Source organism: Sphingomonas sp. Leaf357, assembly GCF_001423845.1.
In the GTDB taxonomy this organism is placed as follows: Bacteria; Pseudomonadota; Alphaproteobacteria; order Sphingomonadales; family Sphingomonadaceae; genus Sphingomonas.
The window spans coordinates 923929-938773 of the sequence record NZ_LMPM01000001.1; the positions used below are offsets into that span (position 1 = coordinate 923929).

Here is a 14845-nt window from a genome sequence, read left to right on the forward strand (position 1 = left end):
AAAGCGGTCGTTGATTCAGGTGAGCCCGATGGCCGGAACTGGGCCGGTCGCAGACTGGCAAGTTCTGGGCAGCTGTGCGCAAAAGCGGCCCTTCGTTCAAATGGTTGACAAGTCCGCCATTCGTTTCCTGCTGTTCTGGGTTTGTATCCGTGTCCAAAGCTTCCTACATACCACGTAGCAACTTGGGGATGTAGCGCATGTTGGACAAGAAAGGGGTCCTGTTCTGGCCCGTCGGCACCGGTGACAGCACAACCTTCGTGGTTGAGCCGGACAGGCTCATATTTCAGGTGGATTTGCGCCAAACGGTTAAGTCGGAGGACGAGGACACGGACTGCGCGCCCATCGTCGACAAGCTGCTCGAGCACCTGCCGAAGGACGGCGACCGGCCCTACCTGTCCGCCTTCGCACTCACCCATCCGGACAAGGACCACGTCCTGGGCTTCCAACAGCTGCTGGACAGCGCCGACATCGGCGAACTGTGGTTCAGCCCGTGGATCTTCCGCGAGAACGACGGCGACGGGCTGTGCGAGGACGCGATCGTATTCCGCACTGAGGCCCACCGCCGCGTCGACGCCACCATCGCGGCGGGCGGCGACCCCGGCGCGGGCGACCGCGTGCGGCTGATCGGCCACGACCCGCTGCTCGAGGAGGAGCATTACCAGGGCTTCCCGCGCCAATTTCTGACTATTCCAGGCAACTCGGTCACCATGCTGGACGGTGTGGACTACCCAGATGATTTCAAGGTGTTCATCCACGGCCCGTTCAAGCCTGAAGACATGGTCGGCGACCGCAACAACACCAGCCTGGTCATGCAGGTGGTGCTGGGCGGCGACCCGGCCGCCGGGGGCGTCCTGCTGTTCGGCGACCACAAGTATCCGACCATCCGCAAGATCATCGACGTGACGCGGGCGCACGACAACGAGGACTTCCTTCGGTGGCAGGTGCTGCTGGCGCCGCACCACTGCAGCAAGTCGGTGATGTACCAGGAGGAGGGCGGGAAGACCGTTCTCAAACAGGACATGCTGGACGACCTCGAGGCCCTGCAGGTCGGCGACGGCATTATCGTCGCGTCCAGCGCCAGCGTGCCCGCGTCGAACGCCGCAGGCGACAACCCGCCCCACGCGTCGGCGAAGTCCCGCTACGAGGAGATCGCCAAGGGCGGCTTCCTGTGCACGCACGACGACGGCGGCCACGCCGAGCCGCTGCGCTTCGAGCTGTCCGACGCGGGCCTGACCTTCGACGGCGCCTTGGCCGAGGAGGCCGGGATTAGCGCGCTCGCCGCGGCGGTGGCTGAGGCGCGCGGGAGCGAGGCGACGCCGGCGGACAAGGTGGGCTTCGGGGCGTGACACTAAGCCGCGGGCAGGAGCTCGCGCGCGACCAGCTGGCCGAGATCGCGGACCGGTCGGCGGGTGCGCTCGAGCTCCTCCGCGAACCCACGCTCAGCGAGAGCGGGCTGCTGCGCATCTACTTCGCGGTCGCCACGCGCGGCTACCGCCGCCCCGGCGGGCTCGTGTTGCGCGACCGCGAGCGGATGCTGCTGCTAGTCGGCACCGACTTCCCGTTCAAGCCGCCGACGCTCTGGTTCTCGCACCGCCGCTTCGCGGGCACGCCGCACGTCCAGTGGGGCCACCATGTGTGCCTCTACCAGTCTGTCGAGGCCGAATGGCGGCCGGCGGACGGGATGTACGGCCTCATAGAGAGGATCGACGAATGGCTTGCGGCGGCCGGCGCCGGCACGCTCGATCCGGACGACGCGCCCCTGCATCCGCCCGTGGCCTACACAGAGGCGTCGACGACGGTCGTGATCCGCGCAGACGCCCCGGCCACGGACGGCGCTTTGTGGGTGGGCCGCGCGGACCTGAGGACGATCGGCGCGACGCGCCGCGACCTCGTGGGCTGGGCGTCGATGGCAGACTGGGACGCGACGCCCGTAGACGGCACGCCGGCGGTCGCCATCCTCCTCGACCGGCCGCTGCCTTCCGAATACCCAACCAACGTCAACGACCTCTTCACTTCGATAGAGGAGGCGGGTGTCTCGTTCCGCACGGTCTGGTCGGCGCTCCGCTTGTCGTCCGTCCTGGTGCCGGGCGGCGAGCCAGGCCACGTCGTTCTCGGCGCGCCGATGCGGCGCCGCGCGGCGGGCGAGCCGCTGCGCCAGCACCTGACCGTCTGGCAACTCGACGCCGACGCCCTGGCGACGGTCCGCGCGTACGTGCTGAACGACGACGACGCGGAACTCAGGGGCCAGGTCGCGAAGTGGATGGTCCACTCGAAGGTCGGCTGGTGCACGGTGCTGGAGGACCGTCCGGAGATCGTGAACCGGCGCGACCGCGGAGCGCTCGTCGAGGCGGTGGCGGGCCGACGGGTCGCGCTGCTCGGATGCGGCGCGCTCGGCTCGGCGGTGGCGGAGACGCTCGTGCGCGCCGGCGTCTCACGGCTGCGGCTGCTGGACAGCGGCATCGTCCGGCCCGGCATACTCGTCAGGCAGCGGTTCACCGACGACGACGTCGGCGCGGGCAAGGCCGCGCGGCTCAAGGCCCGCCTGGACGGACTGGGCCTCGGCTGCGAGATCGACGTCCGGCAGGAGAACCTCAGCACAGGCGTGCTCGCAAAGGTGGCCGAACTGGAGCCGGAACTGGTGATCGACGCGACCGCGTCGCGCGCGGTCGCGCACCGCCTGGAGACCGAGCTCGACGATGGACGACTCGGATGCCCGCTGATCACCATTTCGGTGAGCGCGTCCGCAGAGCACGGCTCGGTCGCGGTCAGGATGCCGGACTGCCCGGGCGGCCCGCTCGCGGTTGAGCGGCAGGCCAAGCTGGCGGCGCTGGCCCGAGACCGCACACAGCCGCTCGTGCAGGCCTTCTGGCCGGACGAGCCCCGGAAGGAGCTGTTCCTGCCCGAGCCCGGCTGCTCCAGCCCAACCTTCACGGGGTCGGCCGCCGACATCGACCACCACGCCGGCGGACTGCTCAACGTCGGCCTGCGCCGCGCCGCCGAACTCGCGCCCGACGCGGCCAGCATGGACCTCGCGGCGCCGCCGTGGTCGGCGATGCCCGCCGGAGGGGCGCGCCTGCTGAGCTATCGGCTGGACGGCATTGAGACGACGGTCGAGCGCGTCCGCAGGTACCGTACGTTCACGACCAAGGCCGCCCGGACCGGGATGGCCACGGAGATCCGCCGGGTCGGCCGGGTGAAGTCGAGCAAGTGCGAGACGGGCGGGCTGCTGTTCGGCGAGATCGACGACAGCCACGAACACATCTGGATCGACTCCGTGAGCGGCCCGCCGCCCGACAGCGAGCTAAGCCCCGAGCGCTTCCTGTGCGGCACCGCCGGCACGAGGGCGCTGGCCAGGCGCCGGCTCGAGGGGTCGGGCGGCTCCAGCCGCTTCATCGGCCTCTGGCACACCCACCCAGTGTCCCGCGGCCGGCCGAGCGACGAGGACATGGCCGCCATGGTGCAGCTCCTGCACCTCCAGCCCCATCCGCCGAGGCAGGTCGCGATGCTGATCATCGGCTTCGCCGAACGGCGTCCCGACCCGAACCTGTACCTGTTCCACCGCGACGACTTCCGCTTCACGCGGATCGACGAACTGCCCTACGACATCGGCGATGGCTGAGGAGATGCGGATCGGCCTCGCGCTCTCGGGCGGGGGGGCGCGCGCGATCGCGTTCCACCTCGGCTGCATGCGCGCGCTCCACGACCAGAACCTGCTCGACCGGATCTCCGTCGTGTCCGCGGTGTCAGGCGGCAGCGTGATCGCCGCGATGTGGGCCTACCAGGACACGACCTTCCCCGAGTTCGAGCAACGCGTCCTGCGACTCCTCCGCGGCGGGCTCGTCTGGGGCATCGCACGCCAGACGTTCGCATCGCCGGAGACGCCCAGGATCGCGCTCGCCGTGCTGACGGCCGGCGGCGCCGCAGCCGCCGGCGGCCTCGTAAGGCTCGCGGTGCGGATACTCGGACTGGTCAGGCTGCGGACGCCGCGCCTGACCGCGCTGTCCGACGCCTCCTCCGCGCCCGTCCGCCGGTTCGCGAGCCGGACGACGGCGTTCCAGCGCATGCTCGCCAGCAAGCTGTTCGCGGACCGCACGCTCGACCACGTCGCGCGCGAAGGCCTGAAGGTCGTGATCAACGCGACGGAGCTGAGGACCGGCACCGCCTTCCGGTTCGGGTCGGAGGCGTCGGGCACATGGCGGCTCGGCGTCCTTCGCGAGCCGGCGACCGTCGCGCGGGCCGTCGCGGCGTCGGCCGCGTTCCCCGCACTGCTGCCCGCGCTCGACCTGCAGCTGGACTTCGAACTGCGCGGCCAGGCCGCCAGCCACCGCGTCATCCTCACCGACGGCGGAGTGTACGACAACCTCGGCATCTCGTGCATGCTGCCGAACAAGTCGGGTCAGTTCAGCACCAACGCGCACCCGGTCGAATTTATCATCGCCTGCGACGCGGGTCCCGGCATGCCGGCCGGCGCGGCCCGCCCGTTCGGCTGGGCGACGCGCATGCTGTCGTCAGTGGAGACGATGCACCGCCGGCTGCAGACCCAGATGTACGATCTGCTGCACAGAATGGTCGCGAACGGCGAGATCGAGGGCTTCCTGCTGCCCTACCTCGGCCAGATCGACGGACGGCTGCCGCTGCGGCCGCCGGACCTCGTGCCCCGCGACGCGGTCGTGGACTACCCGACAGACTTCAACCCGATGTCTGCGGCCAACATAGAGCTGCTGGCGGGCCGCGGCGAGCAGCTGACGCGGCTGCTGATCGAGCAGCATGCGCCGCACCTATAGGGGCTCGGCCATGACCGACGCTCACTGTGGCCTTTGGAACAAACGGCCGCTTCTAGCTTCTGCGGCGCGGCGCTGAACGGCCGGCATGGGGTGCAAAGCGGTCATCGTCGCGGTTGAAAGTCGCGCATATCAACGAACGGACTATTGCAGCTCAATCGCCCTACTTGCCGATGTCATAATTCCAACGAAGCGTTCGAGATGTAGCAATGCTAGTTCTTTGTGGGCCTTGGCTGCAGCGAGATCTCTGCTCGTGGACGCGCTGACCAGTTCGTCGATCGATCGGCGGCTGTGATATCTCAACGCGTCTTTTTGATCGTTCATGCGCTTTTACCTTGCCAATTTGTCAGTGCAGCCCACCGCCGAGTGAGCGGTAGAGTTCGACCATGTTCGATTGTTCGGTCAGCCGCGTCGTCACCACCGACTGTTGCGCGGCATACAGCGTGCGCTGTGCGTCAAGCACCGTAAGAAACGGATCAATCCCGGTACGGTACCGGACATCGGACAAGCGCGAGGCCGCGGCGGCATTATCTTGCGACGACGTTTGAGCAGCAAGTTGAGCGCCGATGTTGGCGCGTTGGGCGAGCGCGTCGGCGACTTCGCGGAACGCGGTCTGGATCGCTTTTTCATACTGCGCCAACGCCACGTCGCGCGACGCCTTGGAGTAGCGCAGGTTCGCCTTATTCTTGCCGAAATCGAAGATCGGCACGCTCGCCTGCGGCTGGACCGACCAGGTGCCGTTGCCGCCACCGAACAGTCCCGACAGCGCGGTGCCGAGCGTGCCGAGCATCGCAGTCAGGCTGATCTTCGGGAAAAACGCTGCGCGGGCCGCACCGATATTGGCGTTGGCGCCGCGCAATTTGTGCTCGGCCTCGGCGATGTCGGGGCGGCGCAACAGTACCTCCGACGACAAGCCGACCGGCAGGTTGGGAATCGTCGCCCCCGCCGCGGATAGCCCGGCGGGGAGCAGGTCAGTGGGGAGGGGAGCACCGAGCAGCAGCTGGAGCGCATTCCGGTCCTGCGCGACGATCGTCGTGCGCCGCGCGACATCGGCGCGGGCGTTGTCGTAATTGGTCCGCGCCTGGCGCACGTCGAGTTCGCTGACGGTGCCGACCGTGAAGCGGGTGGTGGTCAGGTCGACGGTGGCCTGAATGCTCCTGGCGGTCGCCATGGCGATCGCCACCGCGTTCTGGTCGGCACTGAGCGTGAGATAGGCGGTGGCGACCTCGCTGATCAGCAGCACTTGGGCGGCGTTGCGCGCTTCTTCGCTGGCCAGATAGGTCTCGAACGCTTCCTTGCTCTGGTTGCGCAGCCGCGCGAACAGATCGATTTCCCACGCCGAGACGCCGATATCGGCCGAATAGGTATCGATCCGACGCGGGATCGCACCGCTCGCTGAACCGCCGCCCTGATTGGCGATTTGCGCCTCCGATTGCTTCTGGAAGCTTGCGCCGGCGCTGCCAGCGATGGTCGGGAACAGATCGGCCTTGCGCGCGCCGAACAGGGCGCGAGCCTGCGCCACGTTCGCGACCGCGATGCGCAAGTCGCGATTATTGGCAAGCGACAGGTCGATCAGCTTTTGCAGCTTCGGGTCGGTGAAGAAGTCGCGCCACGCAATGTCGGCCGGTATGACCGTGCTCGCGTCGGATGTGCTGGCCGGCAGCGTCGGCGGCACCGGCAAAGCGGGCCGCACATATTTTGGCGCGAGATCGCATCCGCCGAGGATCAGCGCGACGGACAAAGTGAGGGTCAGGGGTGTGTGGCGCATGTTATGCCTGCTGAAGCTGGGCCGACGGCGGGGTGTCGCCATTCTCTTGTGGACGCGACGTGTGCTGCCCGAACAACGTTTTCACGAGTACGAAAAACAGCGGCACGAAGAAGATCGCGAGCAAGGTGCCCGACAGCATCCCGCCGATCACGCTGCGGCCGATGGCGTGTCGCCCGCCCGACCCTGCGCCGCTCGAAATAGCGAGCGGCAGCACTCCGAACACGAACGCCAGGCTGGTCATCAGGATCGGGCGGAGGCGCAGCTTGGCCGCTTCGAATGCCGCCTTCGTCGCGTCCATCCCGGCCGCCACGCGCTCCTCGGCGAATTCGACGATCAGGATCGCGTTCTTCGACGCCAGACCGACCGTGGTGATCAGCCCGACCTGGAAATAGATATCGTTGTCGAGCCCCCACAGCATCGCCGCGAGTACCGCGCCGACCACGCCGAGCGGTACGACTAGGAGCACCGCGATCGGCACCGACCAGCTCTCGTAGAGCGCGGCGAGGCATAGGAACACGATCAGTAGCGACAGGCCGTAGAGCGGCAGGGCCTGACCCGCCGACGCGGTCTGTTCATACGACAGTCCGGTCCATTCGTAGCTGAATCCTGGAGGCAGTTTCTTGGCAAGATCGGCCATCGCGGTCATCGCGTCGCCGCTGCTATAGCCCGGCGCGGCCATGCCTTGCAGCTCCATAGCCGGCGAGCCGTTATACCGCTCGAGCCGCATGGGACCCTTGGTCCAGCCGGTATCGGCAAAGGAGGAAACTGGCGTCATCACGTTGGTCGGGCTGCGCACGAACAATGCGCCCACGTCCTCGGCTCGGGTGCGGAATGGGGCGTCAGCCTGGACGAACACCTTCTTCACGCGACCGCGGTCGATGAAGTCGTTGATGTAGGTGCCGCCGAGCGCGGTGCTGAGCGTGTCGTTGATGTCGGCAGGGGCAACGCCGAGCGCGGTGGCGCGCGTCAAGTCGAGGTTGACCTTGAGCTGCGGCGCGTCCTCCAGTCCGTTGGGGCGTACCTGCGCCAGCATCTTGTTCTGTGTCGCCATACCGAACAGCTGGTTGCGCGCGGCCGTCAGCGCGGCATGACCTTTGTCGCCCTCATCCTTGAGTTCGAAATCAAACCCGGTCGCGTTGCCGAGTTCGAGCACCGCCGGCGGCGCGAAGGTGATGACCTTCGCTTGCGGCACCGCCTGCGCCAGCTCCCTGATTGCGCGATTGGCGATCGCCTGCGCCTCGTTCTGCGATCCGGGGCGATCGTCCCAGCTTTTCAAGCGGATAAACGCCGTCCCGACGTTCTGCCCGACTCCACCCAAGCTAAATCCCGAAATGCTGAAGAAGCCCTCGATAGTATCTTTTTCGCCGTCGAGGAAATGGTGACGGACCGTTTCCATCACCTTTTCGGTATCGGCCGCCGTCGTGCCCGCGGGCATCACGACCTGCGTAAACAGGGTTCCCTGGTCCTCATCCGGCAGGAACCCGCCGGGCAGGCGGACGAACAGCAACGCCATACCGACGAAAATCGCGCCATAGACGATCAGCGAGCGGCCCCAGCGGCGGTTGACCGTCTGCACCCCAGTCGAATAGCGGTCGCGTGTTCGGTCGAACGTACGGTTGAACCAGCCAAAGAAGCCGGTGTCGCGCTTCTTGTGCTCATCGCGAGGTTTTAACAGGGTGGCGCAGAGCGCGGGGGTCAGCGTCAGCGCTACGATCACGGACAGCGCCATCGACGATACAATCGTGATCGAGAACTGGCGATAGATCACGCCGGCCGACCCGCCGAAAAACGCCATCGGCAAGAATACCGCCGACAGCACGACGCCGATCCCGATCAGCGCGCCGCTGACCTCCTTCATCGACGTATACGCGGCTTCTCGCGGGGACAGCCCCTCTTCCTCGATCAAGCGCTCGACATTCTCGACCACGACGATCGCATCATCAACCAGCAATCCGATCGCCAACACCGTGCCGAACAAGGTGAGCGTGTTGATCGTGAAGCCCAGCGCGAACAGGATCGCGAAGGTGCCGAGCAGCACCACGGGAACCGCGATTGTCGGGATCAACGTCGCGCGCCAGCTCTGCAGGAATACCAGCATGACGAGGAAGACGAGCACGACCGCTTCGACCAGCGTCTTCACCACTTCCTCGATCGACAAGCTGACGAAGGGTGTCGAATCGAGCGGATAAGCGACCTTGATGTCGGGCGGCAATGACTTGGAGATGGTCGCGATCTCGTCTTTGACCGCGGCGATCGTCTTGAGCGCATTGGCTCCCGGTGCCAGCTTGACCGCGACGCCGGCGGCGGGATGGCCGTTATATTTGGAGATCGAGCTCGCAATCTCGGCGCCGATCTCAACCCGCGCGACGTCGCCCAGCGTTACGCTCGACCCGTCGGGATTGGTGCGCAGCACGACGGCGCGGAACTGGTCGGCCGTCTGGAGCCGCGATTGCGCGGTCACTACCGCGTTAATCGCCTGGCCCTTGACCGTCGGCAGCCCGCCGATCTGCCCCGCTGACACCTGCGCGTTCTGCGCGGTGATGGCGTTGCGGATGTCGCTCGTGGTGACCTTCAGCCCCTGCATCTTGTACGGGTCGATCCACACGCGCATCGCATATTGCGAGCCGAACAATTGCGTATCGCCGACCCCGGTGATGCGGCTCAGCGGGTCTTGGATCTTGGCGGCGACCAGATCGGCGACATCGTCCTGATCGTGGCTTCCATCCTGCGAATAGACCGCGATCACCAGCGCGAAGTTCTTGACCGATTTCGCGACGCGCACGCCCTGAAGCTGCACCGGTTGAGGCAGCAGCGCGGTCGCCGCCTGAATCTTGTTCTGGACCTGGACCTGCGCGGTATCGGGATCGGTGCCTTGCCCGAACGTTAGGGTGATCGTCGCCGTTCCAGACGCATCACTGGTCGAGGAGAAGTAGTTGAGATGATCGAGCCCCTTGAGCTGCTGCTCGATCACCTGCGTGGTGGTATTTTCCAGCGTTTGTGCGTCGGCTCCGGGATACGTCGCCGTCACCGAAATCGCCGGCGGCGCGATATTGGGGAATTGCGCGATCGCCATCGACCGGATCGCCAGCGCGCCCGCCAGCATCAGCGCGATCGCGACGACCCAGGCGAAGATCGGCCGGTCGATGAAATAACGGGATAACATTACGGGCGCCCCTGACCAGGCTGCGGTCCGGTCGGTTTAGGCGGAACCGAGCCCGCCGGGCGCGGCGTCACCTTCATACCGGGCATCACCCCGACCAGCCCGTCGACGATCAGTCTGTCGCCGGGCTTGAGGCCACCGGTAATGACGAACTTGTCGCCGACGGTCTGCCCCGTCGTGACGATGCGCGGCTGGATCTTGTTGTCGGGGCCGAGCACCAGCGCGGTCGCCTGGCCGCGCTCGTTGCGCGAGATGCCGGGCTGTGGCGCAAGGATACCTTGGGCTCGAACGCCCTCGACGATCCGCGCGCGGACGAACAGGCCAGGCATCAGCAATCCCTGCGGGTTGGAAAAGGTCGCGCGCAGCGTCACCGATCCGGTGTTCTGATCGACCGATACTTCGGCAAATTGCAGCGTACCTTCGATCGGATAGGTCTGCCCGTTCGGCAGGATTAATTGCACGCGTGCGCTGCCGTTGGTGACGCCCCCGCCGCTCATCGCCGCCTTTAGGTCGAGCAATTGCGCCGCGGATTGCGACACGTCGACGTACACCGTGTCGAGCCGCTGGATGGTGGCCAGCACATCGGCCTGGCCGTTCGACACCAGCGCGCCCGGAGTAACTGCGGAGCGCCCGATCCGCCCGCTGATCGGCGCGCGTATGCGCGTGAAGCCGAGATTGACCTGCGCCGACCGCAGCGATCCTTGCGCCGCGACGACCTGTGCCCGCGCCTGACCGGCGGCGGCATCGGCATTATCGGAGTCCTGCTTGCTGATCGCATTGGCCTGGACGAGCTGTCGATAGCGGTCGGCCTGCAGCCCGGTGGAACGGATCGTCGCCTGCGCATTGGCGAGCTGGCCCTGCGCGTTGAGCACCGATGCGCGATAGGCCGCATCCTCGATCACATACAGCACCTGGCCGGCGCGAACGATTGACCCCTCCTGAAACAGGCGTTGGCGGATGACGCCCGATACCTGTGGGCGCACGTCCGACGTCTCTGCAGCAGCAATGCGGCCAGGCAACTCGGTCGTTAGCGTGACGGGCTCGGTTTTCATTACCACGAACCCGACCGAAGGTGGCGGCGGCGCCGGCGGCGGTGTCTTGCCGCACCCGGCGAGCGCGAGAGTGGAGGCCATGGCGAATGTGCGCAACGTGTGTCGTGGCATGGTCGGCTCCGGTAGGGCGGGCGTCCGTCAAACAGGACAGAAATATATCGAATGATATAAATATGCCAAGCGATATAATTGTGTCAATCGGTATATTTTAGATTATGCAGGCAGCGGACGGGAGACGATCGTGAAGAAGCCGAGAACGACGAGCGGGCGGTATCCGCGCGGGGAGGAAACGAAGCAGCGTATCATTGCGACGGCGATCGATATTTTCGGTCGTCAGGGCTTCGTCGGCACATCGACACGCGACATTGCCGCCGCCGCGGGCGTCAATACTCCGGCCATCCAATATTATTTCGATAGCAAGCTGGGGTTATACAAGGGTTGTATGGACCAGCTTTCCGCACGGGTCTGGCAGGCGCTAGAACCAGCGGTGACACGATGCGGGGCGGTCGTTGCGGGCAACCCACCACTCGAAGACATCATCACGTGTATCGGCGACGTACAGAACAGCCTGCTCGATACTTTTTTCGTCGGCGACGACGGCAATGCAATCCGACGCTTGCTGGCATGGGAGGATGCAGAAAACGAAGCGAGCATTTCCGATCAGATGATGCGCGACCGGATAGCGATGCCGTTGATCGAGACGTTCCGCATAGCAATCGATCGGGTCACGAAAGGCGAATTAAAGCCAGTCGATGTCGATATGCACGCGATGGCGCTAATGGGCGTATCGATGTTCTTTCACTTCAATCAGAGCCGCGTGATGGACATGCTGAACTGGACTGCGAATGACGATTTCCTGGATAGGCTCAAGGTTGTCGCGCAGGCACAGTTACGATATGCGCTGGTCGGGCTATCTGCCGAAGCGCGTTGAGCGCGATGACTTGTGGCGAACGGCTTTGTGCGTGGTTGATTGAAACGATGTCTCGATCCGCCGGTACGAACGGCTGCTTTCGGGAAAGCTGCGGTCACTATTCAATGGCCAGTGTTGGGGTGCGTAGCTGCCGTCGTTCCAGATGAACGAACGGTTGATGCCGCGACCACGCCTCCCAAAAGCGGACGTGCCACTCCCCACCACATTCGACGCGGTGCTTGGCACCGCGTCGAGGGTCTGAGAGTTGGCACCGGGGCGCCGCCGGGATGATCGCATCCATCATCATCATCAAAACCACCGACACTTTACGGCCGAACGTCGCAACGAAAATGCTCTATTTGCTTCTCCCAGTTAGCCGGCAGATCAGCGGTAAACGCCAGCCGTTTGGCGTCGATCGTCGCGACTTGGCGACCAGCGACGACGTCATCGACGATGGCCGGCGCGAGGAACGCGAGCCGGACGACACGAGTGATGTAGGATTTCACCACCCCCTCGGCCTCGGCCAGCTCGCGGACGGTGACCTCGCCGCGCTGGAGCTGCGCCCACCATCTGTGCGCCTTGACCAGCAGCTTGATCATCGAAGCATCTGGCGGAGCGGCGGCCATGCTGCGACCATCGTTTTGCACGAGCCTGAGGCGATGGCCGGTCCGCGTCATCCGGACGGGGCAGGTAAGGGTGATGATCGTGTCGGCGTTGGAGGGCGGTGACACCGAGAGATGCTGCGCGACCGCTGCCGTGAGGAGTTCGATCCTGACCTCTGTCGGATGCACTATGATGCTGGCGATGGTCGCGCGCAGGATGTTGGGATCGCGCTGGCGGATCGTTGCGGCAGTGGCACACGCTGTGCTGAAGATGCGGTTCATGTCTAGTAGCGCGAGCGGGATGCCAGCGCGCGCCATTAGCGCCATCGGATCGTCGAAGGCCGCCGCCAGCGCTTCGATGGTGGCGGTCTCGATCTCGCGCGCCGGGATGCGCGTGCCCTTTCCGTTGCCGGTACCGTGATGCGCTGACTGACTGACATAATAGCGATAGCGTACCTTGCCGTTGTCACCACCGTTCGGCACCGCCTTGCAGGCATGCGCCGCGATCAGCTTCTCGCCGGTATCGTCGACGATCAGTCCGGCGAGCAGGCTGCCGCTTGCGGTGTTCGACCTGCGCCGCAGACCCGGCACATGCCCGGCTAGGAGCGTCTGGGTAGCGTCCCAGATCTGGCGATCGACGATGGGCTGGTGCAGTCCCTTGTGGCGCTGGTCACGATGCGGGATCTCGCCGATATAGATCGGGCTCTTGAGGATGGCGTAAATCTGCCCCCGGCTGAACGGGACCCCGCCGAAGGCCCGGCCATTGGCCATCTGGCGCACCGGTGTGAGGATCCGCTCGGCACTCAGCCGATCGACCAGCGAGCGGACATTGCCGATGTCGAGATAGCGCTGGAAGATATCACGCACGATTACCGCATGCTGCTCGACGATCTCGAGCGTGCGGCCGTCGGGCTTATAGCCAAGCGGCGGGAGACCACCCATCCACATGCCCTTGGCCTTGGACGCGGCGATCTTGTCGCGGATCCGCTCGGCGGTCACCTCACGCTCGAACTGCGCGAACGACAGCAGCATGTTGAGCGTAAGGCGTCCCATGCTGGTGGTGGTGTTGAACGACTGGGTGATCGACACGAACGACACGCCGGCCCTGTCGAAGATCTCGACCAGCTTCGAGAAATCGAGCAGCGAGCGGGTCAGCCGGTCAACCTTGTAGACGACGATGATATCGACCTTGCCTGCGGCGATGTCGCCGAGCAGGCGCTGGAGGGCAGGGCGCTCCAGCGTTCCACCCGACAGGCCGCCATCGTCATAGATATCGGGGAGCGCATTCCAGCCTTCGCTGGCCTGTGAAAGCACATAGGCGGCACACGCCTCGCGTTGCGCATCGAGCGAGTTGAACGCCTGCTCCAGCCCCTCGTCGCTCGACTTGCGCGTGTAGATCGCACAGCGAACCCGGTTCATGCCGCAGCCTTTTTGCTCTTCAGTCCGAAGAAAACCGGCCCCGACCAGCGCGTGCCGGTGATTGCGCGGGCGACCTCGGACAGCGAGTTCCACACCGCCCCGTTCCAGCGGATCATGCCGTCCTCGCCGACCTCGACGATGTGGGCGGTGCCGTTCCACTCGCGGATCAGCCGCGTGCCAGGCCGCACCGTTTGGGTCACGGTCTTGGCGGCCCCGAGCTGTGCAAGCCGTTGCTGGCTGATCCGTGACAGACCGCCCAGTGCCCGCGCCTGCAGCTCATAGCCAAGCGCCATCCGCAACAGGCTGGGGCTGATCAGTGGCACCGGCGCGTCCTTCAGCGCGCGCCATTCATCGCGCAGCCGCGCCGACGACATCGTCGTCAGCGCGGCCAGCTGGTCTTCGACGCTCGTGGTCACGCTGTCACGCCTGCGATACGGTAGCAGGTCTGGTCACCCCGCTTGGACTTCTCGAGCACATGGCCTTTCTTGCGAAGGCCCGTCAGCGCCGCCCGCGTCGTGTGCGGCAGCCAGCCGGTCGCCGCGATCAGGTCGGCCAGAGTCGCTCCCTCCTCGCGACCGAGCAGCGCCAAGACGGCGCTGGCCTTGGTCACGCGGGGCGCGTCTGGCGCGGCGGGTGAGTGGGCAGGGGCCTCGCCAGCCTCACCGCCGCCATCTCCGGTGGCGATACCGATCGCGGCGTTACCGGCGTCGGTGATGTACAGGCCGTAGGCGACATCGCCATCGACACGGTGCGTGGCGAGCTTGTCGCTAGTCTCGCGTTCTTCCGCCAACCCCCGCTTCACCAGCCCGGCGATCGCTTTGGTCAGGCGGGCACCGGCACCGCTTACAGTCTCCGGGGCCGGCAGCAGGCTGCCGGCGCTGCGCTGCGCGGCGGTGGACAAGAGAATGCTCTCGAGATCGGTCAGTTTGGTCATGGTGGTGGTCCTTGGTTAAGGCGAGCGGCACGCTTGCCGCTCCCACCATCCACAGCCCCGTCGATCTCGCATCGGCGGGGCGGGCGGCCTCATTCCCGGCCGCGATTCAGTAGGCACACGTTTGCTCTGGTTGCAGCAGAAGTCGAATGGTTTGTGGAGAGCGCGCACCAGGAGTTCGATCTCACGGTTTGATGGTGCGATCTTTCCGTTGGATTGGAA

General features: G+C 65.7%; 10 protein-coding genes. 4 read left to right on the forward strand and 6 right to left on the reverse strand.

Going from position 1 to position 14845, the window contains the following annotated elements:
• Window positions 1–197: 197 nt before the first annotated feature.
• The 3 genes from ASG11_RS04430 to ASG11_RS04440 are packed head-to-tail and all read left to right on the forward strand — an operon-like array spanning window position 198 to window position 4784.
• On the forward strand, window positions 198–1346 hold the full coding sequence (locus tag ASG11_RS04430) for a hypothetical protein (RefSeq protein WP_055775665.1): 1149 nt from the start codon (window positions 198–200) through the stop codon (window positions 1344–1346).
• Window positions 1343–3619 (forward strand): ThiF family adenylyltransferase, encoded by a 2277-nt coding sequence (locus tag ASG11_RS04435; RefSeq protein WP_055775668.1) that lies wholly within the window; start codon window positions 1343–1345, stop codon window positions 3617–3619. Before ASG11_RS04430 ends, ASG11_RS04435 begins: the two co-directional genes overlap by 4 nt.
• The gene (locus ASG11_RS04440) at window positions 3612–4784 is read left to right on the forward strand and encodes a patatin-like phospholipase family protein (RefSeq protein WP_055775671.1); all 1173 of its coding nucleotides are present in this window, start codon (window positions 3612–3614) and stop codon (window positions 4782–4784) included. Before ASG11_RS04435 ends, ASG11_RS04440 begins: the two co-directional genes overlap by 8 nt.
• A 343-nt stretch (window positions 4785–5127) precedes the next feature.
• Here ASG11_RS04440 and ASG11_RS04445 read toward each other — a convergent pair whose 3' ends face one another.
• Genes ASG11_RS04445 through ASG11_RS04455 form a run of 3 tightly spaced genes read right to left on the reverse strand, consistent with a single transcriptional unit; the run spans window position 5128 to window position 10872 of the window.
• Window positions 5128–6549 carry an efflux transporter outer membrane subunit gene (locus tag ASG11_RS04445; protein ID WP_055775674.1) on the reverse strand — a complete coding sequence of 474 codons (1422 nt, stop codon included), beginning with the start codon at window positions 6547–6549 and terminating at the stop codon, window positions 5128–5130.
• 1 nt (window position 6550) lies between these two features.
• A complete protein-coding gene (locus tag ASG11_RS04450) occupies window positions 6551–9712 on the reverse strand; it encodes an efflux RND transporter permease subunit (RefSeq protein WP_055775677.1) in 3162 nt (1053 codons plus the stop codon).
• The gene (locus tag ASG11_RS04455; RefSeq protein WP_055775680.1) at window positions 9712–10872 is read right to left on the reverse strand and encodes an efflux RND transporter periplasmic adaptor subunit; all 1161 of its coding nucleotides are present in this window, start codon (window positions 10870–10872) and stop codon (window positions 9712–9714) included. The genes ASG11_RS04450 and ASG11_RS04455 overlap by 1 nt, the downstream gene beginning before the upstream one ends.
• A 130-nt stretch (window positions 10873–11002) precedes the next feature.
• Between ASG11_RS04455 and ASG11_RS04460 the strand changes: the two genes are divergently transcribed.
• Window positions 11003–11692, forward strand: a complete 690-nt coding sequence (locus ASG11_RS04460; protein WP_055775683.1) for a TetR/AcrR family transcriptional regulator — start codon at window positions 11003–11005, stop codon at window positions 11690–11692.
• A 305-nt stretch (window positions 11693–11997) separates the two neighbouring features.
• Here ASG11_RS04460 and ASG11_RS04465 read toward each other — a convergent pair whose 3' ends face one another.
• The 3 genes from ASG11_RS04465 to ASG11_RS04475 are packed head-to-tail and all read right to left on the reverse strand — an operon-like array spanning window position 11998 to window position 14626.
• Window positions 11998–13692: a recombinase family protein gene (locus ASG11_RS04465; protein WP_055775686.1), complete on the reverse strand. Its 1695-nt coding sequence runs from the start codon at window positions 13690–13692 to the stop codon at window positions 11998–12000.
• Window positions 13689–14108: a DUF2924 domain-containing protein gene (locus ASG11_RS04470; protein ID WP_236697379.1), complete on the reverse strand. Its 420-nt coding sequence runs from the start codon at window positions 14106–14108 to the stop codon at window positions 13689–13691. The genes ASG11_RS04465 and ASG11_RS04470 overlap by 4 nt, the downstream gene beginning before the upstream one ends.
• Window positions 14105–14626 carry a DUF3489 domain-containing protein gene (locus tag ASG11_RS04475; protein ID WP_055775689.1) on the reverse strand — a complete coding sequence of 174 codons (522 nt, stop codon included), beginning with the start codon at window positions 14624–14626 and terminating at the stop codon, window positions 14105–14107. The genes ASG11_RS04470 and ASG11_RS04475 overlap by 4 nt, the downstream gene beginning before the upstream one ends.
• Between the last annotated feature and the right edge of the window lie 219 nt (window positions 14627–14845).

Excerpts from the sequence above, each read along its gene's own strand:
- ASG11_RS04475 (WP_055775689.1), bottom strand. The coding sequence starts at position 14,626 with ATGACCAAACTGACCGATCTCGAGAGCATTCTCTTGTCCACCGCCGCG.
- ASG11_RS04440 (WP_055775671.1), top strand. The coding sequence starts at position 3,612 with ATGGCTGAGGAGATGCGGATCGGCCTCGCGCTCTCGGGCGGGGGGGCG.
- ASG11_RS04450 (WP_055775677.1), bottom strand. The coding sequence starts at position 9,712 with ATGTTATCCCGTTATTTCATCGACCGGCCGATCTTCGCCTGGGTCGTC.
- ASG11_RS04455 (WP_055775680.1), bottom strand. The coding sequence starts at position 10,872 with ATGCCACGACACACGTTGCGCACATTCGCCATGGCCTCCACTCTCGCG.
- ASG11_RS04465 (WP_055775686.1), bottom strand. The coding sequence starts at position 13,692 with ATGAACCGGGTTCGCTGTGCGATCTACACGCGCAAGTCGAGCGACGAG.
- ASG11_RS04430 (WP_055775665.1), top strand. The coding sequence starts at position 198 with ATGTTGGACAAGAAAGGGGTCCTGTTCTGGCCCGTCGGCACCGGTGAC.
- ASG11_RS04445 (WP_055775674.1), bottom strand. The coding sequence starts at position 6,549 with ATGCGCCACACACCCCTGACCCTCACTTTGTCCGTCGCGCTGATCCTC.